The following is a 22,029-nucleotide window of genomic DNA, read 5'->3' on the forward strand; positions in this document are numbered from 1 at the left end:
CCGATCATAGCCCAGCGCGTCGATGGCCGGGCTTGTACGTTTTTGCGCTGGTGCGGCAAAAACATTCAATACTTCACTCCCGACTCTATAACACCCTGAAAACACAAATTTCAGAATAAAAACACCTCGGGAGAACAACTTATGAAAAAACGTGACAGCGCTCACGGCCCGCGCAACCGGTTGACTGCTTCAGTGGCGCTGCTGTGCCTATCGCTGGCCGGGTGCGGCGGCTCTTCGTCGTCGGACCCTGAACCAGGCCAGGTGTCTCGCACCGGCATCTTCGGCAGCACCGCGGTGTCCGGGCTGCACTACCGAAGCGGCGACGCGCCGGCAGGCCTTACCGATGAGCGCGGCGGCTTCCGCTATACCGGCAACCAGGAGGTCGCGTTCTCCATCGGCGAACTGGCATTCGGTTCGGCACCGGGCGCGGCAAACGTCAACGTACTGGGGGTCAGCGGTGAGTCCGCGTCCGCCAGCGACCCCGGCGTCCTCAACAGGCTGATACTACTACAAACGCTGGACGCGGACGGCGACCTGAACAACGGCATCCAGCTCACCGAACAGATTCGGGACGCCGTCTCCGCTAACGCCGCCAATCTGGACTTCGACCAGCCCACCGCCGATTTCACCACCGCGCTGGAAAACCTGGTCGCCGACCTGGACAACGCCGGCGCGTTTTCGGACACGGACCCGAGGGCCCGCACCCTGACCGACGCCGCCGACGCCCTGGAGCAGTTCGACCGCGCCAGCAGCCCGCGCCGGATCGTGGACACGGCGGACGGGCGCCTGAGCGGCTTCGAAGCGGACGACAACACCTGGCAATTTCTCGGCATTCCCTACGCGCAGCCGCCGCTCGGCGATCTGAGATGGCGCGCGCCGCAACCGTTAGAACCCTGGGACGACGTTCGCGACGCCACCGCCTGGAGCGACCAGGCGGCCCAGAACGCCGCCCTGGAACGGTTCGGCGAAGGCGGCATGAGCGAGGACTCGCTGTATCTGAACGTGACCGCCCCCAAGAACGCCGACGGCCTGCCGGTGATGGTGTGGTTCCACGGCGGCGGCTTTACCGCGCTGACCAGCAACACCAAACCCTTCAACAACCCGAAAGCGGTGGCCAGCAAGGGCGTGGTGCAGGTGTCGGTGAACCACCGGCTGGGCCCGTTCGGCTACATCGCCCACCCAGGCCTCAGCGCGGAAAGCGGCTACAACGGCTCTGGCAACTACGGCCAGATGGACCTGATCGCCGCGCTGGAGTGGGTGCAGGACAACATCGCCGCGTTCGGCGGTGACCCGGACAACGTGACCATTTTCGGTGAGTCCGGTGGCGGCCGTAAGGTGCTGTCGCTGATGGCTTCACCGGAAGCCGCGGGCCTGTTCCACCGGGCCATCAGCCAGAGTGGCACCCTGATTCCGGATACCCGCAGCCTGGTAGCCGCCGAAACCATCGGCAGCGAGCTGCAAACCAATCTCGGTGCCGCCTCGCTCACGGAAATGCGCGAGAAAAGCTGGCAGGACGTGGTGGCCGCCGCCGCGACCCTGGTGCCCTACACCAACGTGGACAACCACTATCTGCCCTACACCGAACGGGTCGCCTTCGAATCCGGCAACCAGAACGATGTGCCGTTCATGTTCAGCATTAACGCCAACGACACCCCGGACCCGACCAACACGGCGATCAATGTGTTTCCGTGGATGGCGCCGTTGTGCTCGGCCAACCACTACGCCACCTACTTCACCCATCAACCCGCCGGCTGGAAAGCCCAGGGCGTCGAGGCCTACCACGCCGCCGAACTGGCCTATGTGTTCAACATGCCGGAAAGCGTGATCACCCATTACCTGCTCGGCCTGGTGATCGACCCGGCCACCGGCGATTCGCTGGAGATCGGCGACCTGAACGGCAACGGCGTGACCGGCTCCCAGGGCGATCCGGCGGACATTTTTGCCTCCGCCGGTTTCGACGCCACCGACCAACAGGTGATCGACCGCATGCTCACTATCTGGACCAATTTCGCCAAGACCGGCGACCCCAGCATCGACGGCGAGATCGACTACCCGCTCTACGACGCGGCCACCGAAAGCTATGTCGAAATCAGCGACACCGCCGAGGTGAAGGCGGGTCTGGGTAACGTCCTGAACGACTAACACCAACAACAAACATTGAGAACAACAAAGGGAGAGCACCATGACACACCCAAAACGACACGGCGCCCGGCCGGCCTGGCTGGCCGCCGCCGTCACGCCCCTGATGCTGGCGCTGGTCGCCTGCGGCGGCGACAGCGACAATGACCACGGCGGTTCCGCCGGCCCGACCCTGCGCACCGGCACCTTCGTGGACAGCCCGGTGGCCGGGCTCGACTACGCCGGCACCGACGGTGCCGCCGGCGTCACCAACGACGCCGGCCAGTTCCAATACCAGGACGGCGAAACCCTCACCTTCTCCATCGGCGATCTGCCGCTGGGCAGTGCGGAGGGCGCCCGGCAACTGACGCCGCTGACGATCACCGAGGGCGCCGACACCGCCGAGGACGACCGCGTCAGCAACAAGCTGGTTTTGCTTCAAACGCTGGATCAGGACGGCGATCTCAACAACGGCATCCAGATCACCGAGGCCATTGGCGTCCTGGTGTCCGAGAACGCCGCGGGCATCGATTTCGACCAGCCCTCGGACAGCTTCCGCACCAGTCTGGCGCCGCTAATGACGGCCCTGGAGACCAGCGAGCTGTTCACCGACACTGACCCGCGACCACGCCAGGTCCGTGAGGCGGCCGACGCGCTGGCGCACTTCAGCCGGTCCACCGGCGCACGCGCGGTGGTCAGCACCACCGGCGGCGAACTGCGCGGCTTCGAAGCCAACGACACGACCTGGCAATTCCTGGGCATCCCCTACGCCAAGCCGCCACTGGGCGAGCTGCGCTGGCGCCCGCCGGTGGCGCCGGAGCCCTGGAGCGGTGTGCGTGACGCGGTGGAGTGGGCGGACCAGTCCGCCCAGGACCGGGCGCTGGAAAGCATCAACGAAGGCGGCATGAGTGAAGACTCGCTGTACCTCAACGTGACCGCACCCAAGGACGCCGACAACCTGCCGGTGATGGTCTGGTTCCATGGCGGTTCGTTCGCGATCCTGTCCGCCAATTCCGAGCAGTACAACAACCCGGACAGCCTCACCACCAAGGGCGTGGTGCTGGTCACCGTCAACCACCGGCTGGGCCCGTTCGGCTACATCGCCCACCCGGAACTCAGCGAGGAAAGCGGCTACGGCGGCTCCGGCAACTACGGGCAGATGGACCTGGTGATGGCCCTGGAATGGGTCCGGGACAACATCGCCGCCTTCGGCGGCAACGCCGACAACGTGACGATCTTCGGCCAGTCCGGCGGCGGCGGCAAAACCTACTCGCTGATGAACTCGCCGCAGGCCACCGGCCTGTTCCACAAGGCCATCGTGATGAGCGGCTTCGCGCCCATGGACATCGACAGCGTGCCGGCGGACTCCCTGGCGGAATCGGAAGCCATCGGCACCGCCCTGTTCGACCGGGTCGGCGTGGACTCCCTGGAAGAGGCCCGGCAACTGCCCTGGACCGCCTTCACCGACGCCGACGCGGAGAATAACATTCCGCGCCAGACCTACCGGCCCAACGCGGACTATTACTACCAGCCGAAAACCTACTACCAGAACGTGCTCGATGGCATGCCCAGCGACGTGCCGCTGATGGCCGGCGTCACCGCCGGCGACTACACCAGCCTGCGCGGCGCCCTGCCAGTGTGGCTGGAACAGCGTTCCCAGGATTACCAGTCCGACCAGTACGTTTACAAGTTCACCCGGGTACCGGAAGGCTGGGAAGCCCTTGGCCTGCAGAGCTGCCACGGCTGCGAACTGCCCTACCTGTTCAATCATCCCACCGGGCTGGTGCAGAACTTCCTGCTCGGCCTGGTGCTGACGCCGGAAGGCACGCGGCCGGAGATCGGCGACCTGAACGGCAACGGCGTGACCGGCAGCGCCGGCGACCCGCAGGACATCTTCCTGTCCATGCAGTACGGCGCCGACGACGCCACCGTCAGCGAGCTGATGATGACGATGTGGACCAACTTCGCGAAGACCGGCGACCCCAGCCCGTCCAGCCTGCAATGGCCGGCCTACACCGAGGCCAACGACACCTACCTGGAGATCCGCCAGGATACGGAAGCCTCGGTGGAAACCGGCGTCGACGCGGCCATGGGACTGGATTAGAGACGCGCCAGGCGCTCCAGAGTGTCTGGGTATTGTTGGATAAGACGGAGCAGGATAGCGGCCTGGGCGTTCGGCCTGGCCCGCCCCTGCTCCCAGTTTTCCAGCGTACGGGGGTTGGTGCGCAGGTAAGTCGCGAACACGCCCCGCGACAGGCCCAGCTTCTCGCGCAGCGCCAACAGCTCCTGCGCATCGAAGCCGGCCACCGGCGCCCAGCGCGCGGGCTGGTCGCGCAGGGTGAGTTTCCCGTGGCGCTCGGCTTCAAGCTCCGCGAAGCCCTCTTTCAGTTCGGCAAACAGATCCCGTTTCATAAGCCTCTCCTGGCCTCTGTTTCTACCTGCAGCATCCTCTTCAACGCGGTTCGTTGCTCTGCGGTCAGATCACTCGCTTCGTTTTTACCGTAGAGAGTGAACAGCCAGAACTGGCCGCCACCGCGCCACCAATAATAAATAACCCGCAAGCCCCCGCGCTTGCCCTTACCCCGGCGCTCATCGGCGAAGCGCAGCTTACGAAGCCCGCCTGTCCCGCGCATCAGGGCGCCCGCCTCCGGGCGCGACATCAATAGCTGCTGCAACAACCGATAGGCGTCATCGTCCAGGTACAAGGGGCGATGGCGGCGAAACGGCGCGAGTTCCACGAACACAGCATCCATACTGTACGCTACCTGCGTATAAATTGAAAGAACGGCTTATCAGCCCTCCACACACTGTAGAGCGACAAAATCCCTAGGGATGTCGGCAACACATGGAATCTGCTGTGAGAGCTTTGCTCGCTGGCAGGTAAGCGTTTGTTCGGTGTGACAGGGCCCGAAGGCCCCGCGAGGAGACAGCGGACGGCGTTATTTCTTCAGGCGACCGCTGTCCACCAATTGCTGGAAGAATTCGTTCAGGGATTCATCTAAGGGGCGGTACTGGATGCCGAGTTGTTCACGGCTGCGGCTGTTATCGGCGCGCCACGGCAGGTTGACGTTGCGGCTGACGAATTTGCGGGTGAGGGTTTTGTTCACCACCGGGCCCACCAGCCATACCGCCGCCTTGGGCAGGGCGCGCTTGGGGATCGGGTAGTTTCTGCCGAAGCGGCGGCGCAGCACGGCGGCCATTTCGGGGAAGTCGGTGTTATGGCCGGAGAGGATATAGCGGCCATTGGCTTCGGGCAGCCAGGCGGCGCGCAGGTGCGCCTCGGCCACTTCACGCACGTCCACCACGCCGATGCCCACATCGGGCACGCCGGGGCGCGCGGTGCCGTCGCCGAATTGACACAGAATATCGAAACTTTCGGAGGTGGCGTTCGGGTTGATGCCCGGCCCCACCACCAGGGACGGATTGATGGTGACCAGATCCCAGCGGTCCTGAGCATCGGCGATCTTCCAGGCCTCTTTCTCCGCCATCGTCTTGGAGTAGGCGTAGGGCTGGTGATCCAGCGACGAGCTGGTGTTCCAGTCCGCTTCCGTGAAGACGCCGCCGGCGGTGTGTTTCAGATCCGCGTTGTCCCCGTAGATCGCCGCGCAGCTGCTGGTCAGCACCACCCGTTTCACGGACGGTGTCTCGTTGACGGTTTCCAACACGTTGCGGGTGCCCAGCTGCGCCGGTTCCACCAGCTCCTTTTGCGGGTCCTTCACCGTGGTGGTGAACGGCGACGCGGTGTGAAACACCACCGAACAGCCGGCCATGGCCTCCGCGTAGGAGCCGGGGGAGAGCAGGTCCGCCTTGAAGTAGCGGATACTGCCCGGCGTCTTTTCCGCGATGGCGTTCAGATACTGAAGCTTGCGGCTGTCGTCCGGGTCGCGCACCGCCGCGTGCACGGTAACGCCCTCTTCCAGCAAACGCTCCACCAGACGGCCGGCCACGTAGCCGGTGGCGCCGGTGACCATCACCGGCGTGCTCGTATCGATTTGCATAGTCTGCCCCTTTACCAAGTCGGCCACCATCATGGCGCCGGCGGGCGGACCTGTAACGGGCCTTTCGTGCCAAACAAGGTGGACATTAGGTTACTCGGCACGCCACAGGGTTCACTCGTGCTGAAGGATGTTGAGCAGCTTGCCGAACGGATCACGCACGTAGAAGCGCCGCACCCCCCAGGGCTCGCTGACCGGGCCGTACTCAATCGGCACACCGGCCTGCTGGAACCGGGACAGGGCGCCTTCCAGATCGTCCACCTCGATGGAAAGGTCGGGGACCGGGGTGCCCGAACCGCCCTCGGACCCGAAGCTGACCTGCACCATCATGGTTTCATGGGAGCCATAGGTGCGGAACCAGCCGTGGTCCATTAGCCGTTCCAGGCCAAGAATGTCGCCGTAAAAGCGGTCGGCCTTGTCCAAATCGGAAGTGGCCGTGTTGGCCATGATACGTTTCACTTTCATGGTCTACCTCGCGCGTCACGCGTTCGTTCAACACTGCTAGACTCAGGGCGGTTATAACAGGCGGAGACAGATGGTGGCACCCCTATGGATTCGCTGATTTCAGCGGCGGCGCGGGCCCTGGCCGGCGGCGACCCGTTGCGGGCGCTGAACCATGTCTCGCTACGGGACGACGCGCCGGCGCTGGCCTTACGCGGCATCGCCATGGCGCAGCTCGGCGACCTGGCCCGCGCCAGGGCCCTGTTGCGGCGCGCGGCGCGGGCCTTCACCACAAAGGAAACGGTGGCGCGCGCCCGCTGCGTGGTGGCCGAGGCGGAGGTGGCGCTGGCCGCCCGCGACCTGCACGCCTCCTCCAAGGCGCTGGACGCGGCGCGGGAGACCCTGCAGCGCCACGGCGACACCGTGAACGCCGCCCACGCCCGCTACCTGGCGATTCACCGTCTGTTGCTGATCGGTCGGCTCGACGATGCCGGGGAACAGCTCCAGGCACTCAACCCTGATGTTTTGCCGCCGGCCTTGCAGGCCACCCACCAGCTGGCCGTCGCCGGTATTGCCCTGCGCCGGCTCGATACCGGCACCGCAGGCACCGCCCTGGGCCACGCCAGTCAAGCGGCGCGACGCTCAGGCATCGCCGCCCTGATCAACGAAGTGGACAAGGCCGCCCGGGTGCTGCAGGCGCCGGCCGCCCGGCTGATCACGCACGGCGAAGACCGACCGGTGCGGCTTGATGAAGTGGAAGCGCTGTTCGCCTCCCCCACCCTGGTGGTGGACGCCTGCCGCTACAGCGTGCGCCAGGCCGGCACCGTGATCGAACTGGCAACACGGCCGGTGCTGTTCACCCTGGCGCGCACGCTGGCCGAAGCCTGGCCCGGCGACGCCCGCCGCGACACCTTGATCGAGCGCGCCTTCCGCCTGCGTCAGGTGGAAGAATCCCACCGTGCCCGCCTGCGCGTGGAAATCGGCCGGCTGCGGCAGGCGTTGCGACCGCTGGCCCGACTGCACGCCACCCGTCACGGCTTCAAGCTGGAGCCGCTGACCGGCGACGTCGCCGTGCTGGCCCGGCCGGTGGAAGAGAAGCACGCGCCGATACTGGCGTTTCTTTCCGACGGCGAAGCCTGGTCCAGCTCCGCCCTGGCACTGGCGCTGGGCACCAGCCAGCGCACCGTGCAACGGGCGCTGGACGCTCTGGCGAACGCCGGCAAAGTGGAAGCCATCGGGCAAGGCCGAGCGCGCCGCTGGGTGGCTTCGCCGGTGCTCGGATTCACGACAACCTTGTTACTCACCGCGCCACTGCCCGGCGGCTAGGATGGCCTGAACCTACAAGGAGGATATCGACATGAAACAATCCAAAGCGCGGGTCACCCGCGAATACGGCCCCTTCCCAGGCGCACCCATTATCCACGGCATCGACTACGACGGCCGCCACGTGTGGCTAGCCATGGGCGACAAGCTTCAGGCCCTCGACCCGGACAGCGGCGAGCTACAACGCAGCCTGAATGTGGCCGCCGACGCCGGCACCGCCTTCGACGGCACCCACCTCTACCAGATCGCCGAAAAGCGGATTCAAAAGATCGACCCGAACACCGGTGAGATTATCGCCACCGTGCCCGCCCCCGGCGACGGCGAGGATTCCGGCATGGCCTGGGCGGAAGGCTCGCTGTGGGTCGGCCAGTACCGGAAACGAAAGATCCATCAGGTGGACCCGGAAACCGGCGCGGTACTGCGCACTCTGGAATCCGACCGCTTCGTCACCGGCGTGACCTGGATCAACGACGAACTCTGGCACGGCACCTGGGAAGGCGAAGACGCCGACCTGCGGCACATTGATTCGCAGACCGGCGAAGTGCTGGAGCGCATCGACATGCCCGAAGGCGTTCATGTCTCCGGGCTGACCTACGACGGCAACGGCAGCTTCTACTGTGGTGGCGGGCCCAGTGGCCGCGTGCGGCAGGTCAGCGTTTCGCCGCGAAAGCGCGCAGAAAAATAAACACGCAGGTTTCCGCCCATTGCTCGATCTGGGCGCGGCTGGGCCGGGCCTCGGGGTGCAGCAGGTAATGCTGCTGCAGCTCGGAGCGCACCAGGTTAGCGAAGGCGGTGGCCGCCGTCTCCGCGGACAGCCCGCCGAAATCCAACTCGCCGGCCTCCGCCGCCCGTGACAGCAACTCCGTGGCCTGGCGGATCATGGCGCGCGGACCAGCCTGATAGAAACGGTGGGCCAGCTCCGGAAACTTCGGCGCTTCGCCCACCAGCACCCGGTACTGGGCCAGGGCCACCGGCGACAACACGATGTCCAGATAGGTGTTGGCCAGTTGGTGCAGCAGCGCCTCTACCCCGTTGGGCTGAAACTCAATGCGCTGCATGCCGCTCAGGAAAGACTCGCACTCCGCTTCGACCACAGCGATAAACAGCTTTTCCTTGGTGGGATAGTGCGCGTACACGGTGGACTTGGAGACCCCCGCCTGCTGCTGAATCATGTCGGTGGTGGCGGCGCTGAAACCGTGCTCCAGGAACACTTTTCGCGCCGCCTGCAAAATAGTCCGGGCTTTCTGGTTGGAGGGAGCGGCGGGGCTCATGGCGGTCTCCGGCGGAAGAATGCCCGAAAGTGTACCGGATGTCTCGGCTGGCGTCATCGCCCGGGTCGCCGAGGGAAAACCCTTTATATATCACTCCCTTCGTTATCTCACTTGCGCTAATGCACGCTCATCTCTAACATATCGAACCGATAGGTACAGTTCGATTTTCCTGCCCTGCACGCCGGAGTTCCCAGCATGACCAGCGTTCCGGCCACCGCGCCGGCCCAACCCGTTTTCGGCCCCCGGCTCGCCGCTGGGCTCACCGGTGTGTTTATCGCCGCCATCATGGCCGGTCTGAACAGTCGGGTGGCTTCGCTGGCGCTGATGGATATCCGCGGCGCCCACGGCTTCGGTGTCGATCCGGCGTCCTGGTTGGATACCGTCTATCTGGTCGGTGAAATCGCGGTGCAGCCGTTCGCCGCCTGGTTCGCCATTACCTTCTCGTTGCGCCGCTACCAGATGGCGCTGATCAGCGTTGCCACCCTGCTCGCCCTGCTGCTGCCGTTTGCCCAATCGCTGCCGGCGATGCTGGTGCTAAGAAGCCTGCAGGGCATCGTCGCCGGCGGACTGATCCCAACATTGATGATGGCGGCGCTGCGCTTTCTGCCGCTGCCGATCCGGCTGCACGGCCTGGCGCTGTACGCCATGACCGCCACCCTGGCGCCCAACCTGGCTGTGTGGCTGGCCGGGGCCTGGACCGACCAACTTTTCGATTGGCGCTGGATCTACTGGCAGGTCGTGCCGCTGGGTCTGCTCAGTCTGGTGCTTTGCGCCTGGGGCCTGCCCCAGGACCCACCGCGCCATGAGCGCTTCGGCCAAGGGAATTGGGTCGGGCACGTTCTACTGGTTACCGGCCTCGCGCTGCTGGCGGTGGCGATGAGCCAGGGCGTACGGCTGAACTGGTTTCATTCGCCGCTGATCACCGGCGCCCTCACCGGCGGCCTGATCGCCACCGCCGCCGGCCTGATCAGCGAATGGCGCCACCCCAGCCCGTTTATCCGTCTGCAACTGCTGGCGCGCCGCAACCTGGGGCTGGGCTTCACCTTGTTTATCGGGCTGTTGGTGTTGTTTTTGTCCGGGGCGCTGCTGCCGATGCACTTCCTCGCTGAGGTTCAGGGTTACCGACCGCTGCAGTCCGGCGTGCTCAGTTTGATTATCGGGTTGCCGCAACTGGTGCTCGGCTCGCTGGTGGCGCTGATGCTCTACCGGCCCTGGGTGGACGCACGCAAAGTACTCGCCGCCGGTCTGGTGCTTCTGGCGCTGTCTTGCTGGCTTGGTGCGCAGGTCAACAGTGAATGGATGTGGCGGCAGTTCGTCACCGTGCAGGTGCTGCAGTCGTTCGGACAGCCGATGGCGGTGGTGTCGTTGCTGTTCCTGTCCACCAGCGTGGTCCAGCCTGAGGAAGGTCCGTTCGTCTCCGGCATGGTGAACATGTTGCGTGCCTTCGGCACTGCCTTAGGCAGTGCCCTGATCACCCAGATGATGCTGGAACGCGGGCGGTTTCATAGCGACATGCTGCTGGGCAACCTGGCCCGCGCCGGCGCCACCCTGGGGCTGCACGACGACCGTATGGTGGCGCTGTCCGACAGCGTCGCCACCCAGGCCACCACTCTGGCCACCGCCGATGCCTACCGCGTGCTCGGCATCCTCGCGCTGGTTCTGATTCCCCTGGCGCTTTGTCTGACCCCCGTGGCGCCACCGCGGCTTCCTTCACCCTCAACGGAATAACCCCATGGCTTCTTCTCGATTGTTTCGCCTATTAGCCGTGCTGGCCATCCTGATTCTCGCCGGTATCGGTTTCCATCTGCTTAACCGCCCGGAGAGCGCCGCCGGAGAGCAGTCCACCACCGACGCCTATGTACAAGCGGACCTGACCCGGGTGTCGCCGCAAATCGCCGGCCGCGTCGGCAAGGTACTGGTGGAGGAAAATCAGGCGGTGCGCGCCGGCGAGCCACTGGTGGAAATCGACGACCGCGACGCGCGTATCCAGGTGGAGGAGGCGCGCGCCGCCCTCGCCCAGGCGAGCGCCGAAGTGGTGGGCCTGCAAGCACGGCTGAAACGCCAGGCAAGCACCATCGAGCAGGCGCGGGCCCAACTGGAAGCGGACCGCGCCGCCGTCAACCTCGCCCGGCAGGAACAAACCCGTTACCACGACCTGGCGGAAATCGGGGCCGGCACCGTCCAGGCTCAACAAAGAGCGGAAGCGGAGCTGGCCGCCCGGCGCGCCGGCCAGATGGGCGACCGCGCCGCCTACGACGCCGCTAAACAGGAACGGGCAGTGCTGCGTGCGGACATCGAAAAAGCCCGCGCCGCCGAGAACACCGCGCGGGCCAGACTGGACGCGGCGGAGCTGGCGCTCTCCTACACCCGCATCGAGGCACCGGTGGACGGCACCGTGGCACAAAAAGTGGTACGCCCCGGCGCCTACGTCAACGTCGGCGAGACCCTGCTCACCCTGGTGCCGCTGGATGATCTCTACATCAACGCCAACTTCCGCGAGACCCAGATCGCGCACATGCACACCGGCCAGCCGGTGCGCTTCACCGTGGACGCGCTGCCCGGCGCGACCCTGACCGGCAAGGTAGCCAGCCTCGGCCCCGCCAGTGGCGTAAGCTTCTCAGCGATTCCACCCCACAACGCCACCGGCAACTTCACCAAGATCGTTCAGCGTCTTCCGGTACGCATCGCCGTGGACCCGGACCAGCCCGATGTGGGCAAGCTGAAAGTGGGCATGTCGGTGGTGCCAGAGGTGATCACCGACTGACGTCATCGGCCACCGTCCACGCCCCCGGCAGAGCCTCTTCGTTGCTATATTTACGGTCCTTCGCCGGCGGCAGTCCGAACATGCGAGCGTACTCGCGGGTGAACTGCGGCACGCTGGCGTAGCCCACATCGAACGCGGCGCGGCTGGCGCTCTTGCCCTCCGCCAGCATCAGTCGGCGCGCTTCGATCAAACGCAGTTGCTTCTGAAACTGCAGCGGCGACACCGTGGTGACCGCGCGAAAATGCTGGTGGAAGGCGGACCGGCTCATTCCGGCTTCCCGGGCCAGCCGCTCAATGGTTAGCGGCTGCGCGTAGTCCCGGCGCAGTAGCGCCACGGCCCGCGCGATGCGCCGAACACGGCCGTTCGGCGGGCCGAGCCGCCGAATCGCTTCACCCTGCTCGCCAAGCAACAGCCAATAGTGGATCTCGCGCACCAGCGACGTGCCCAGCACCGCCAGCGAAGCGGGGCGATCCAGCAGCCGCACCAGCCGGAGCACGGCATCACGGAGGTGGTTATCGATAACGGCAGGGGGCTCCAGAACGGGCTGTTCAGCACCGTCGATCACCACATCCAGCTCCGCAATCACTGACGGGTCCAGATCCAACGCGAACGACAGATAGGGCCTGGCGATGCTGGCCTCACTGATACGGCTGACGGTGGGCATCGCGGCCGGAACGATCATTGAATCCCCAGAAGCAAAGCTGAGATCCCGGTTGCCGAGAGTGACCTGCTTGCGCCCCTGCAGCACCAGGCACACCAACGGGCAGGCAATGATGTGCTCCAGCCCTCCGGGGGCGGTACCACGCACCAGAAACAGCCCCGGCACCGGCGTCGGGGCGATCCCCGCCGCGTCGGCGTGGGTTCGGGTGTAGTGATTTACCACTTGGCGCAGAGCATCGGACATGCCCCATTGTTATCCAGTGCCGGCTCCGGGTACAGGCAGTCAGGACAATCAGGCAAAAACAAGCGTGTTTTAAGCATCCTACGTTGCCCGCTTCCGACTACCGTATAAACCTCAGCAACGGGAGAACACCATGACCGATAGCGCCCCCCGAAACCCAGGACCGACGCCGCAACCACAGCCAATAGCCGCACGCCCTCACCGGGGCGTCGAGGTCTCCGGACAGGACGGCGAAGAAGGCCGTAAAGCTTTCTACATCCACATCGAAGCACTGCCTGGCAAGGAGAACGAGGTAATCCGCATGCTTGAGGACATTCTGGGGTGCGTGCAAGGCGAACCCGCCACCGGACCCTGGTATGCCGTACGCTATTCGCGGTCAACCTTCGGCATCTTTGAAGTCTTCCCCAACCGCGCCGGCCGCCAAGCACATGTGGAAGGGGGCGGCGGCGAGATATTTCGGGACGTGACGCGGATGAACGGCATTCTGGCGCGCCCGGCGCATGTTCATCGCTTGGACGTACTAATGAGCAAAGACGTATTCGCCTGAACTCGGCCGGTACGCTAGCGACGCCGGGTGAACCAGGCACGAATCAACCCGGCCTGGAAAAAGGGTCGCGGCGTCTCGAAGCCGCCGGCCCGCAGAATCGCGGCGACCTCGGCGGGCGGCAGCACGGCCACGTCCTTGGCGTAGGTGGCTTTCATCCGGCGCAGCCCTTCGTCGGTGACCTCCGCGGGCGAGGTGGCACGCTGCCAGACGCGCAGTAGATCGTCGTAACCTGGCGCGTCCTGCTCGGTGGACAAATCAGAACTGGCCAGCATGCCACCCGGCACCAATCGCTCGGCGATCCTTTCGAAGAACGCCGAGCGCGCCGTTTGATCCAGAATAAACTGCGACACCAGAAAACAGGTGGCGGCATGGTAAGACGCACCGGCCGGTAACGAATCCAGGTAGCCTTCATGGAATTCGCACCGCTCGGCGATGCCCGCCTCGTCAGCCCGGCGCCGGCACACGTCCAACATGCCACGGGCCGGTTCCACCGCGGTGAACCGCCAGCCGGGGAAGCGATGGGCCAGATGCAGGATTTCACTGCCAGTGCCGGCGCCCACGCAAAGCATCCTGGCGTCGGCAGGCAACGCCGCGAACACGGACTCCAGGAGCAAGTACAGGCATTGGTTGATCGGCGCGGTTCTTTCCCACTGCTTGTCGTAGCCCGGCGCCATCTGGTCAAACAGGGCTTTCAGCTCGTTGTCGTCCACGGCCCGTCCTCTCAGCCGAACGGCCGCACGCCGATCAGGGCGCCATGCAGCCAGAACGCGAACAGCGCCCAGGCCACCACGCCCACCACCAGCGTGATCACGTCGCCCTTGAGAGTACCGGGCGCGTAGGTGACGCCCTGGGCGCGGTCACGGCGGCGCAGTTTGGCGAACGCCACGATCGCCCACACCAGGAAAGCACCGAACAGCACCACGTCGTGCAACAGGCCGATGGACAGCAAGTGGCCGAACGCCCAGACCTTGGCGGCCACAACCATGGGGTGGCCGAGGCGGGCGCGAATACGGTTGCCGGGCACATAGGCGGCGGCCAGCAGGATGAAGGCGATCAGAGTGAACAGTGAATTCAGATGTCCCAGCCAGGCGGGCGGCGCATACAACACCACCGGGTCCAGCCGGGCCCGCTGGAAACCGAGAATAATCAGCACGAAGCCGGCCAGAGCGATCAGGCTGTAGAGCCCTTTCCAGGGCAAGAGGCCCATGCCATCGACGCGGCGCTGCCGCCATTCCGGGAAGAAGCCGACGCAGTGAATACCCAGGAAAATCAGCAAACCGAGAATCAGCATTATCATTGTTGTGTGTCTCCGGGCGATAAAGGGGTGGCCCTATAGTGCCGCAATCCAGACGACGGGAACATGACCCGCAGCGGTTACGCCTCGGCCTCCGGCGCTTTCAGGGCCTTGCTGTAAAACCCGGACGGGTCGAAACAACACACCCGCTTTTCGCCGGACGCCAGCTTGTCCAAGGCGTCGTTGATCCGCTTGGCGCGCGTCTTCGCCTGCTTGGCGGTGACCACCCAATGAATCCAGTCCACGCGCGCCAACGTAGTGGTGGCCTCCCAAGTGGCGAGGGCTTCCGGGGACGCCTGTAACGCCTGGTCCAGATCTTCGGGGACCGCCGGCTCCGGCTCCTGCGCCACGGCTGCGATCTCGAACTCAGCAACCTCATCAGGCTCGGCCCCGGACGCTTCCAGCAGGCCGCTATCGAGCCGCAACCAGTGGCTTTTCTGGCCGTCCGGCTCCAATAACAAAGCGCTGAACGGCGTGCCGTTGAGGGTACCGTCCACGGAGGTCCGCCCGCGCCGGGGCAGCTTCGCACTGGCGTCCTTGGGCAGAACCACGAAGGCCCAAGCCTCGTCATCGCCCGGTTTTTTTGGGCGAAGCAGTCGCGCTTTAAATTGAGAGTGAGTGTCCTTGTTCGCCATCGTCCCTTACAACCGTTTGGTTTTTCGGATGGTTTGAAGCGTGCCAGATCGCCGTTCGCTGTCAACCGGCGCCGTCACGGTCTCGACGTCCTCTCACTTTGCGGTAAAGGCGCCCGCCGCGCTTCTTATCTCCGGTGTCCTCGACGCCCTCGAAACGGCCTTGCCGGACCAGCCGTAGGAAGTCGTTGCCCAACTTAACGCGGTCCCCGATGTAGAGCCCGCTCCAGCCCCGACCGTAAACCTCGGGAAAATGGAACAAGCCGGGCGGCCGTTCACTCAGTGTTTTTTGCAGACGGCTCTGTAGTACCTGGTCCATAAAACACTCCGTTGCATTCGTGGACGTTGGTGGCCGCCATTGAAACGCCGTCGCGGACCGGCGGGCAAGCGAACGCAGACGCTAGTGCCGGGCCGGCCTTCTATGGTCTCCTGGGTGTCCACAACAGGAGCAAACATGGCCCGCGACATTCTGGTTCTGGGCGCCGGCATGGTCGGCGTCTCCACCGCCTGGCACCTGCTGCAACGCGGCCACCGGGTCACCCTGGTGGACCGTAACGCGCCGGGGCGCGAGACCTCGTTCGGCAACGCCGGCATTATTCAGCGCGAGGCCGTGCGGCCCTACCGCTTCCCCCGCGATCTGACCACGCTGACCCGGGTGCTGCCCAACCGGCAGGTGGATATCCGCTACCAGCCGTCCGGCATGGCGCAAGCCGCGCTGCCCCTGTTTCAGTACTGGCGTAATTCGGCGCCGGAGCGCTACGCGCGCATCGTCCCCGAATACGCGGCGCTGATCACCCGGGCGCTGAACGCCCACACGAAGATGATCGACGCCGCCGGCGCCGGCGAGCTGATCCGGCGGGACGGCTACCTGGAAGTGTTCCGCACCGCCGAAGCGTTCGACGCGGAATGCCGGCAGGCGGAACAGGACGCCGCCGAATACGATGTCACCCATGAGGTCCTGGACAGCGCCACACTTTCCAAGCTGGAACCGGACCTGGCGCCCGGCCTCGCCGGCGCCATCCACTGGACCCAGCCCTGGACCGCCACCGACCCCGGCGCTCTGGTGGCCGCCTACGCCGACCACTTCCAGCAACAGGGCGGACGCTTCGTCCAGGCGCCACTGGAAACGCTGTCGCGCCACGGCAACGGCTGGCAGGCCGTGGTCGGCGGGGACACGTTCTTCGCCGAGCAGGTGGTGCTGGCCCTCGGCCCCTGGTCCACGCAATGGCTCGACCAACAGCGCCTGCATGTGCCGCTGTTCGTGAAACGCGGCTACCACATGCACTACGGCGCCCGCGACAACGCCCGCCTGCACCACTGGCTGATGGACTCCGAAACCGGCTACCTGCTCGCCCCCATGCGCGCCGGCATCCGCCTCACCACCGGCGCCGAACTGGCCCGCCACGACGCCCGGCCCCATTACCGGCAACTGGCCGCCGCCGAAGCCGTCGCCCGCACGCTCTTCCCCCTGGGCGACCGGCTCGACCCGCAACCCTGGATGGGCGCCCGCCCCTGCACCCCGGACATGAAACCCGTGATCGGCCCGGCCCCCGGTCTGCCCGGGCTGTGGCTGGCCTTCGGGCACGGCCACCAGGGCTTCACCATGGGGCCGATTACCGGCAAGTTGCTCGGGCAGATGATGGATGGGGAGCCGACCGAGGTGGATATGGCGCCCTATCGGGCGGACCGGTTTTAAGCGGCTGCGGCTACGCCACCAGATTCATCACCAGTCGCACCATCAAGCTTTTTGCGCGCGGCGCACTTTCAGCGATCAATAACGTCAACGCGGTCAGACCGCGCTCATCCAGCGTCAGCCTCATGCCCTCCTGGCGCAGATACAGCAGAAACAGAAACGCGCCGGAGCGCTTGTTACCGTCCGTGAACGGGTGGCTTTTAACCATAAAATAGAGCAGGTGTGCCGCCCGCTCTTCGCGAGTTTTGTACAGCGGCTCGCCAAACATGCTCTGTTCGATATTGCCGAGAATCGATGCCAAACCATCACCCTGGTCCAAGGCGAAAAGCGGCCCCGCTTCCTTGCGATCCCGCAATTCTTCCTTCAAAGCATTCAGCGCCCTCCGGGCCTCGTCCAGTCCCAGTACACCACGCGCCGGGCGGGCACCGGCAGGCACGCCCAGCCCGCCCTCATCGTAGTCCAACAAAAGACGCCAGGTGCGGGCATAACCCAGGATCAGACCCACCACCTCCTGGCCCAGGTCAGAGACCAGCTCTTGCCGGGTCAGTGTCTGCCCCAGCACTTCGACAGCCTGCTCCAACTCGGACAGGCCCTGCCGGGCCAGGCGGTGCTCATTGAGGCTGTAGCCGCGGGTCAGGTGGTGGCGCAGGACCGTGGTGGCCCATTGGCGGAAGCGCACCCCGCGCCTGGACTTGACGCGGTAACCTACCGAGATAATGACGTCGAGATTGTAATGTTCGATAGGCCGTTCGACCCGACGATGCCCCTCTGAACGAACTATCCGGAAATTCCGGACAGTTCCCTCCCGATCCAATTCACCTTCCTCAAACACGTTACCGATGTGCTCACTGACGGTGCGCAAGTCCTTACCGAACAGCTCAGCCATCTGCCGCTGGGTGAGCCAGACGGTCTCGCCCTCCAGCCGTACTTCAACCTTCTGGGCGTCTTCCTCGAAAATCACGATCTCGCTCATGCCGGCTCCGTTCACAGGGAATGAGCCGGCATGCTCGCTCTGTACTGTGGGCGGGACAGTCAGCGAGAACGGAAGATCATGTGAGCTGAATGCTCTGATGGATGTAGGACAGGACTGGGGCGCTATTTGACGCCGTCCAGGCTGGATAGGGCGGCGCCGGGTTGGCCGGCGATCACGCTGAAGGAGCCGTCGGTCTCCAGCACCACGGCGGCGACCTCGCCAAGGGCGCCGATGCCGGCGGAACGCACCGCCGCGTGTACTTCTTCCCGGGTCACCCGGGCGTCGCGCAGCGCGTCGTCGAGCATGGCGCCGTCGCGCAACAGCAGGCGCGGTTCGCCGGTGACCACCCGACGCAGCCACGGCATGCGCGTGCTCGACCAGGAAATGGCGAACTGCATGCCGATCAACAGCGCCAACGCCAGCAGACCCTCCGCCAGCGCCACGCTTTTACTTCCATACCGAATCACTCCCTGTGCGGCGAATCAACGCAGCATGGCAGTCATCCGGCTGGATAGCGAACGGGGGGACTTACTTAACGCGGTAGAGCCCGCAAAGCTTATTGCCGTCCGGGTCGAGCACGTAGCTCAGGTGCATGGCGCCCATGGCGCTTTCGCGCAGGCCCGGCGGATCCTCCACGGAGGTGCCGCCGTGGGCCACCGCCACGTCGTGCAGCTCTTTCACCTGCTCCGGAGAGTCGCACTTGAAGCCGATGGTGCCGCCGTTGGCGCCGGTGGCCGGCTGGCCGTTGAGCGGCTGGGTGATCGCCAGGGTGTTGCCGTCGTGGCGATAGAACAGCCGCACGATGCCGGAAGCGGTCTCGTTACGGATCGGCTCGCCGGCGCCGAGCACGCCGAGTACTGCGTCGTAGAAGCGCTTGGAACGTTCGATATCGTTGGAACCGATCATGATGTGGTTGAACACGTTGTTTCTCTCCCTTTTTTGCCGCCGGCGTTGTGCCGGCTTCATTGTTTTATTCGTTGAATGCCGAGGGCCTCTTTTACGCGCCTTCGTCTTCCACCGCCAGCAACGCCAGCAGGGCCCGGGTGGCGGGTGAGGCGGTCTTTGGCCACACCACGCGCACCGAGCGCTGGGGCGCATTGTCCACCCGCCGGGTGCTGACGTCCGTCAATTGGTGCGACAGGCTTTGCGGAATCAACCCCACCGCCAGCCCCTGGCGAACGATCGCCACCAGATGCTGCACGGTGCTCACCTCGAACTGGACGGTATATTCCAGCCCCTGGGCGGCGAAGGCCTCCGCGGACTGGCGGTGCGCACTGCTGCCCACGGGGAAATCCACCACCGGGCAGGACGCCAGCTGGCCCAGGGTCACCGTGTCGTGCGCGGTCAGCGGATGGGACGGCGACATCAAAGCCACCAGCTCTTCGTTACACAGCGACCGGCTACAAAGGCTACTGGGCACCGTCTCGCCCGGCCAGACGCCGATAAACGCCACATCCAGGCGGCGCTCTTCCAGTTTGGCCAGCATCTTCTCACTGCCCTCCATGACCAGCTCCACACGCACGTGCGGGAAGCGGCGGTGAAAGCGCGCCAGCAGCTCGATCGGGTCCGGGCTGGTGAGAGTGGAGATGGTGCCCATGGAAAGGCGCCCGCGCACCTCGCCGGTGGAGGCGACCACCTCATCGGTGATGCGCTGCACGGCTTCCAGCGCCTGGCGCCCCTGCTGAACGAACACTCTGCCCGCCTCGGTCAGACGCACCGAGCGGGAGTTGCGCTCAAACAGCGTGACGCCCAGCTCGCTTTCCAGCTGAGCGACCTGATGGCTGAGCGCGGACTGGACCGTATGGCACCGACGGGCGGCGCCGGTAAAGCTGCCGGCCTCGGCCACCGCCAGCACATACTCCACCTGCTTCAGCTTCATGGCATGCATCTCGAAAAACGATAGTTGGCATCATAATAATACATTTGCCCGATGGCACCGAGTCGCCGACACTCCCGGCCTCACCCGGAGGAGGCACCATGAGGCACGCCGAGAACACCACCGATTCCGCCCTCAGCACCTGGCTGATACTGCTGATGGCCACCACCACCGGCCTGGTGGTGGCCAGCAACTACTACGCCCAGCCGCTGCTGCACACCATCTCGGATCAGCTCGGCCTGTCCTACGCCCGGGCCGGCATCATCGTCACCGTGGCCCAGGCCAGCTATGCGCTGGGCCTGATCCTGCTGGTGCCGCTCGGCGACCTGGTGGAGCGCCGGCGCCTGATCGTCACCATGATGCTGTTCGCCACCGCCGGCCTGCTGGTGAGCGCCACCGCCGGGTCCCTGGCCGCCCTGCTGATCGGCACGGCCATTACCGGGGCGTTTTCCGTGGTGGCCCAGGTGCTGGTGCCGTTCGCCGCCACCCTGTCGCCGGTAGCCCAGCGCGGCAAAGTGGTCGGCACGGTGATGAGCGGCCTGCTGATGGGCATCCTGCTGGCCCGCACCGTGGCCGGCGCGCTGTCCAGCCTGGGCGACTGGCACACGGTCTACTGGGTGGCGGCGGCGCTCATGCTGCTCAACACCCTGGCCCTGTGGCGCGCTCTGCCCCGCTACGCCCCGACCGCCCGCATGCACTACGGGCAGCTGATTGGCTCGGTGTTCGCCCAGTTCGCCCGCTACCCGCTGCACCGGCAACGCTCCCTGCTGGGCTGCCTGATCTTCGCCATGTTCAGCGTGCTGTGGACCTCGCTGGCCTTCCTGCTGTCCAGCGAGCCCTGGTCCTATTCCGACGCCACCATCGGCCTGTTCGGCCTGGCCGGCGCCATGGGCGCGCTGTCCGCCCGCCACGCCGGCGTACTGACCGACCGGGGCCACGGCGCCCAGCTCACCGTGCTCGGCGTGGTGGCGCTGCTGGTCTCCTGGGGGCTGCTGGGGCTGGGGCTCTATTCTCTGATCGCCCTGATCGCGGGGATCGTGCTGCTGGACCTGGCGCTGCAGGCGGTGCACATCACCAACATGAACATGATCTTCAACCTGGATGAGGCCGCCCGGAACCGGCTGAATTCCGGCTACATGTTCCTGTATTTCGTCGGCGGCGCCCTGGGCTCGCTGGGCTCCGCCGCGGCCTACCAGCAAAACGGCTGGCTGGGTGTGTGCCTGCTGGGTGGCGGGCTGGGTGTGCTGGCCGTGGGCTATGGGGTGTGGATCCATGCCGGGCCCGGGCATAGAGCCCATAGTCGTGGCACAAAAGAGGACGCTCGCTCCGTCGATTCCTGACCGGCCGGATCGACCATCGGGTACACAACCGATAGGGAGCGAACCATGCCCAACCAACACGGCGAATTTATCTGGTACGAACTGGCCACCGACAACGCGGACGCCGCCCAGCAGTTTTACAGCGCCATACTCGGCTGGCGGGTCACCGACAGCGGGCAGCCCGGCGTGGATTACCGCCTTCTCCATGCCCGCGACGAGGACACGGGCGAATGGCGCGCCATCGGCGGCCTGATGCAGCTCAGCGAAGAGATGAAACAGTGTGGTGCCAGGCCGGTGTGGCTCGGCGATATCGGCGTCGACGACGTAGACCAGACCGTAGCGAAGGTCACCGCCCTCGGCGGCAGCGTGCAAATGCCCGCCAGGGACATCCCCGACGTGGGCCGGCTCGCCATGGTGACCGACCCGCAAGGCACGCCCTTCTATGTGATGCGCGGCCACAGCGACCACACCAGCCTGGCGTTCGCCTCCGTCCGCCCACGCGTGGGCCACTGCGCCTGGAACGAGCTGGCCACCCCCGACCCCGACGCCGCGAAAGCTTTCTATTTCGAGGCGTTCGGCTGGACCAAGGAGGGTGAAATGGACCTGGGCCCGATGGGCGCCTACGAATTCATCCGCCACAACGGCGTGATCGGCGCCTTTATGCCCAAGCCGGACGACATGCCGGTGCCGATGTGGCACTACTACTTCCGTGTCGCCGACATCGACGCCGCGCTTGAGGCCATCACCGAACACGGCGGGCAAATCCTTCACGGTCCGGATGAGATTCCCGGCGGCGACTTCGCCGTCAAAGGCGTCGATCCTCAGGGGGCGCCGTTCGCGCTGGTGGGTTCCCGGCGGGTGTGATCGCCCCTGGCATGCCGG

At 65.5% G+C, this 22,029-nt stretch carries 24 protein-coding genes; 10 read left to right on the forward strand and 14 right to left on the reverse strand.

Annotated features, from left to right (window positions below; genetic code table 11):
- Nucleotides 1–141 precede the first annotated feature (141 nt).
- Together ISO4_RS07665 and ISO4_RS07670 are read left to right on the forward strand one after the other, a co-directional pair.
- A complete protein-coding gene (locus tag ISO4_RS07665; protein WP_194855765.1) occupies nt 142–2,142 on the forward strand; it encodes a carboxylesterase/lipase family protein in 2,001 nt (666 codons plus the stop codon).
- A 40-nt stretch (nt 2,143–2,182) separates the two neighbouring features.
- Nucleotides 2,183–4,222 carry a carboxylesterase/lipase family protein gene (locus tag ISO4_RS07670; RefSeq protein WP_194855766.1) on the forward strand — a complete coding sequence of 680 codons (2,040 nt, stop codon included), beginning with the start codon at nt 2,183–2,185 and terminating at the stop codon, nt 4,220–4,222.
- Here the strand turns inward: ISO4_RS07670 and ISO4_RS07675 are convergent.
- The 4 genes from ISO4_RS07675 to ISO4_RS07690 form a co-directional block, all read right to left on the reverse strand.
- The gene (locus ISO4_RS07675) at nt 4,219–4,530 is read right to left on the reverse strand and encodes a helix-turn-helix domain-containing protein (protein ID WP_194855767.1); all 312 of its coding nucleotides are present in this window, start codon (nt 4,528–4,530) and stop codon (nt 4,219–4,221) included. The two genes, ISO4_RS07670 and ISO4_RS07675, sit on opposite strands and share 4 nt — an antisense overlap.
- The gene (locus tag ISO4_RS07680; protein ID WP_194855768.1) at nt 4,527–4,871 is read right to left on the reverse strand and encodes a type II toxin-antitoxin system RelE/ParE family toxin; all 345 of its coding nucleotides are present in this window, start codon (nt 4,869–4,871) and stop codon (nt 4,527–4,529) included. The genes ISO4_RS07675 and ISO4_RS07680 overlap by 4 nt, the downstream gene beginning before the upstream one ends.
- Before the next feature lie 186 nt (nt 4,872–5,057).
- Nucleotides 5,058–6,116, reverse strand: a complete 1,059-nt coding sequence (locus ISO4_RS07685; RefSeq protein ID WP_194855769.1) for an NAD-dependent epimerase/dehydratase family protein — start codon at nt 6,114–6,116, stop codon at nt 5,058–5,060.
- Between the two features lie 111 nt (nt 6,117–6,227).
- Nucleotides 6,228–6,578, reverse strand: a complete 351-nt coding sequence (locus tag ISO4_RS07690; protein ID WP_194855770.1) for a VOC family protein — start codon at nt 6,576–6,578, stop codon at nt 6,228–6,230.
- Between the two features lie 84 nt (nt 6,579–6,662).
- Here ISO4_RS07690 and ISO4_RS07695 point away from each other — a divergent pair, with 84 nt between their 5' ends.
- Both ISO4_RS07695 and ISO4_RS07700 read left to right on the forward strand, forming a co-directional pair.
- Nucleotides 6,663–7,880, forward strand: a complete 1,218-nt coding sequence (locus ISO4_RS07695) for a helix-turn-helix domain-containing protein (RefSeq protein WP_194855771.1) — start codon at nt 6,663–6,665, stop codon at nt 7,878–7,880.
- Nucleotides 7,881–7,911: 31 nt separating this feature from the next.
- Nucleotides 7,912–8,562: an NHL repeat-containing protein gene (locus ISO4_RS07700; protein ID WP_194855772.1), complete on the forward strand. Its 651-nt coding sequence runs from the start codon at nt 7,912–7,914 to the stop codon at nt 8,560–8,562.
- Here the strand turns inward: ISO4_RS07700 and ISO4_RS07705 are convergent.
- Nucleotides 8,528–9,148 carry a TetR/AcrR family transcriptional regulator gene (locus tag ISO4_RS07705; protein WP_194855773.1) on the reverse strand — a complete coding sequence of 207 codons (621 nt, stop codon included), beginning with the start codon at nt 9,146–9,148 and terminating at the stop codon, nt 8,528–8,530. The genes ISO4_RS07700 and ISO4_RS07705 overlap by 35 nt on opposite strands.
- A 195-nt stretch (nt 9,149–9,343) precedes the next feature.
- On the opposite strand from ISO4_RS07705, the gene ISO4_RS07710 reads away from it, so the two are divergent.
- Together ISO4_RS07710 and ISO4_RS07715 are read left to right on the forward strand one after the other, a co-directional pair.
- Nucleotides 9,344–10,876: an MFS transporter gene (locus ISO4_RS07710; protein WP_194855774.1), complete on the forward strand. Its 1,533-nt coding sequence runs from the start codon at nt 9,344–9,346 to the stop codon at nt 10,874–10,876.
- A gap of 4 nt (nt 10,877–10,880) precedes the next feature.
- Nucleotides 10,881–11,912 carry an HlyD family secretion protein gene (locus ISO4_RS07715; protein WP_194855775.1) on the forward strand — a complete coding sequence of 344 codons (1,032 nt, stop codon included), beginning with the start codon at nt 10,881–10,883 and terminating at the stop codon, nt 11,910–11,912.
- Here the strand turns inward: ISO4_RS07715 and ISO4_RS07720 are convergent.
- Nucleotides 11,902–12,816, reverse strand: coding sequence for an AraC family transcriptional regulator (locus tag ISO4_RS07720; RefSeq protein WP_194855776.1), 915 nt, complete (start codon nt 12,814–12,816; stop codon nt 11,902–11,904). The two genes, ISO4_RS07715 and ISO4_RS07720, sit on opposite strands and share 11 nt — an antisense overlap.
- A 130-nt stretch (nt 12,817–12,946) precedes the next feature.
- Between ISO4_RS07720 and ISO4_RS07725 the strand changes: the two genes are divergently transcribed.
- Nucleotides 12,947–13,360 carry a putative quinol monooxygenase gene (locus tag ISO4_RS07725; protein ID WP_228547995.1) on the forward strand — a complete coding sequence of 138 codons (414 nt, stop codon included), beginning with the start codon at nt 12,947–12,949 and terminating at the stop codon, nt 13,358–13,360.
- A gap of 14 nt (nt 13,361–13,374) precedes the next feature.
- Here the strand turns inward: ISO4_RS07725 and ISO4_RS07730 are convergent, their stop codons facing one another.
- The 4 genes from ISO4_RS07730 to ISO4_RS07745 all read right to left on the reverse strand — a co-directional run bounded on the left by ISO4_RS07730 (nt 13,375) and on the right by ISO4_RS07745 (nt 15,605).
- Nucleotides 13,375–14,070, reverse strand: coding sequence for a class I SAM-dependent methyltransferase (locus ISO4_RS07730; protein WP_194855777.1), 696 nt, complete (start codon nt 14,068–14,070; stop codon nt 13,375–13,377).
- 11 nt (nt 14,071–14,081) lie between these two features.
- Nucleotides 14,082–14,657, reverse strand: a complete 576-nt coding sequence (locus ISO4_RS07735) for an NnrU family protein (protein ID WP_194855778.1) — start codon at nt 14,655–14,657, stop codon at nt 14,082–14,084.
- Nucleotides 14,658–14,734: 77 nt separating this feature from the next.
- Nucleotides 14,735–15,289: a YdeI/OmpD-associated family protein gene (locus ISO4_RS07740; RefSeq protein ID WP_194855779.1), complete on the reverse strand. Its 555-nt coding sequence runs from the start codon at nt 15,287–15,289 to the stop codon at nt 14,735–14,737.
- A 61-nt stretch (nt 15,290–15,350) separates the two neighbouring features.
- Complete coding sequence (locus ISO4_RS07745; protein ID WP_194855780.1) at nt 15,351–15,605, reverse strand: DUF1413 domain-containing protein; 255 nt, start codon at nt 15,603–15,605, stop codon at nt 15,351–15,353.
- 135 nt (nt 15,606–15,740) lie between these two features.
- Between ISO4_RS07745 and ISO4_RS07750 the strand changes: the two genes are divergently transcribed.
- Nucleotides 15,741–16,982, forward strand: coding sequence for an NAD(P)/FAD-dependent oxidoreductase (locus ISO4_RS07750; protein ID WP_194855781.1), 1,242 nt, complete (start codon nt 15,741–15,743; stop codon nt 16,980–16,982).
- A 10-nt stretch (nt 16,983–16,992) separates the two neighbouring features.
- Here ISO4_RS07750 and rhuM read toward each other — a convergent pair whose 3' ends face one another.
- The 4 genes from rhuM to ISO4_RS07770 form a co-directional block, all read right to left on the reverse strand.
- Nucleotides 16,993–17,952 (reverse strand): virulence protein RhuM/Fic/DOC family protein, encoded by a 960-nt coding sequence (gene rhuM / locus ISO4_RS07755; protein WP_194855782.1) that lies wholly within the window; start codon nt 17,950–17,952, stop codon nt 16,993–16,995.
- Nucleotides 17,953–18,074: 122 nt separating this feature from the next.
- Entirely contained in the window at nt 18,075–18,395 is a 321-nt protein-coding gene (locus tag ISO4_RS07760) for a DUF421 domain-containing protein (protein WP_323745353.1), read from the reverse strand.
- A gap of 85 nt (nt 18,396–18,480) precedes the next feature.
- The gene (locus ISO4_RS07765) at nt 18,481–18,873 is read right to left on the reverse strand and encodes a VOC family protein (RefSeq protein WP_194855783.1); all 393 of its coding nucleotides are present in this window, start codon (nt 18,871–18,873) and stop codon (nt 18,481–18,483) included.
- Nucleotides 18,874–18,949: 76 nt separating this feature from the next.
- Nucleotides 18,950–19,831: a LysR family transcriptional regulator gene (locus ISO4_RS07770; protein WP_194855784.1), complete on the reverse strand. Its 882-nt coding sequence runs from the start codon at nt 19,829–19,831 to the stop codon at nt 18,950–18,952.
- A gap of 98 nt (nt 19,832–19,929) precedes the next feature.
- Between ISO4_RS07770 and ISO4_RS07775 the strand changes: the two genes are divergently transcribed.
- Both ISO4_RS07775 and ISO4_RS07780 read left to right on the forward strand, forming a co-directional pair.
- Nucleotides 19,930–21,168: an MFS transporter gene (locus ISO4_RS07775; protein WP_228547996.1), complete on the forward strand. Its 1,239-nt coding sequence runs from the start codon at nt 19,930–19,932 to the stop codon at nt 21,166–21,168.
- A gap of 45 nt (nt 21,169–21,213) precedes the next feature.
- Nucleotides 21,214–22,011, forward strand: coding sequence for a VOC family protein (locus tag ISO4_RS07780; protein WP_194855785.1), 798 nt, complete (start codon nt 21,214–21,216; stop codon nt 22,009–22,011).
- Nucleotides 22,012–22,029: the final 18 nt, after the last annotated feature.

The organism is Alloalcanivorax venustensis ISO4, assembly GCF_015356855.1.
GTDB classification, from domain to species: Bacteria; Pseudomonadota; Gammaproteobacteria; order Pseudomonadales; family Alcanivoracaceae; genus Alloalcanivorax; species Alloalcanivorax venustensis.

Bases quoted from the DNA above. Each gene is read 5' to 3' on its own strand.
- ISO4_RS07665 (WP_194855765.1), top strand. From the start codon at position 142: ATGAAAAAACGTGACAGCGCTCACGGCCCGCGCAACCGGTTGACTGCT.
- ISO4_RS07670 (WP_194855766.1), top strand. From the start codon at position 2,183: ATGACACACCCAAAACGACACGGCGCCCGGCCGGCCTGGCTGGCCGCC.
- ISO4_RS07675 (WP_194855767.1), bottom strand. From the start codon at position 4,530: ATGAAACGGGATCTGTTTGCCGAACTGAAAGAGGGCTTCGCGGAGCTT.
- ISO4_RS07680 (WP_194855768.1), bottom strand. From the start codon at position 4,871: ATGGATGCTGTGTTCGTGGAACTCGCGCCGTTTCGCCGCCATCGCCCC.
- ISO4_RS07685 (WP_194855769.1), bottom strand. From the start codon at position 6,116: ATGCAAATCGATACGAGCACGCCGGTGATGGTCACCGGCGCCACCGGC.
- ISO4_RS07690 (WP_194855770.1), bottom strand. From the start codon at position 6,578: ATGAAAGTGAAACGTATCATGGCCAACACGGCCACTTCCGATTTGGAC.
- ISO4_RS07695 (WP_194855771.1), top strand. From the start codon at position 6,663: ATGGATTCGCTGATTTCAGCGGCGGCGCGGGCCCTGGCCGGCGGCGAC.
- ISO4_RS07700 (WP_194855772.1), top strand. From the start codon at position 7,912: ATGAAACAATCCAAAGCGCGGGTCACCCGCGAATACGGCCCCTTCCCA.
- ISO4_RS07705 (WP_194855773.1), bottom strand. From the start codon at position 9,148: ATGAGCCCCGCCGCTCCCTCCAACCAGAAAGCCCGGACTATTTTGCAG.
- ISO4_RS07710 (WP_194855774.1), top strand. From the start codon at position 9,344: ATGACCAGCGTTCCGGCCACCGCGCCGGCCCAACCCGTTTTCGGCCCC.
- ISO4_RS07715 (WP_194855775.1), top strand. From the start codon at position 10,881: ATGGCTTCTTCTCGATTGTTTCGCCTATTAGCCGTGCTGGCCATCCTG.
- ISO4_RS07720 (WP_194855776.1), bottom strand. From the start codon at position 12,816: ATGTCCGATGCTCTGCGCCAAGTGGTAAATCACTACACCCGAACCCAC.
- ISO4_RS07725 (WP_228547995.1), top strand. From the start codon at position 12,947: ATGACCGATAGCGCCCCCCGAAACCCAGGACCGACGCCGCAACCACAG.
- ISO4_RS07735 (WP_194855778.1), bottom strand. From the start codon at position 14,657: ATGATAATGCTGATTCTCGGTTTGCTGATTTTCCTGGGTATTCACTGC.
- ISO4_RS07740 (WP_194855779.1), bottom strand. From the start codon at position 15,289: ATGGCGAACAAGGACACTCACTCTCAATTTAAAGCGCGACTGCTTCGC.
- ISO4_RS07745 (WP_194855780.1), bottom strand. From the start codon at position 15,605: ATGGACCAGGTACTACAGAGCCGTCTGCAAAAAACACTGAGTGAACGG.
- ISO4_RS07750 (WP_194855781.1), top strand. From the start codon at position 15,741: ATGGCCCGCGACATTCTGGTTCTGGGCGCCGGCATGGTCGGCGTCTCC.
- rhuM (WP_194855782.1), bottom strand. From the start codon at position 17,952: ATGAGCGAGATCGTGATTTTCGAGGAAGACGCCCAGAAGGTTGAAGTA.
- ISO4_RS07770 (WP_194855784.1), bottom strand. From the start codon at position 19,831: ATGAAGCTGAAGCAGGTGGAGTATGTGCTGGCGGTGGCCGAGGCCGGC.
- ISO4_RS07775 (WP_228547996.1), top strand. From the start codon at position 19,930: ATGAGGCACGCCGAGAACACCACCGATTCCGCCCTCAGCACCTGGCTG.
- ISO4_RS07780 (WP_194855785.1), top strand. From the start codon at position 21,214: ATGCCCAACCAACACGGCGAATTTATCTGGTACGAACTGGCCACCGAC.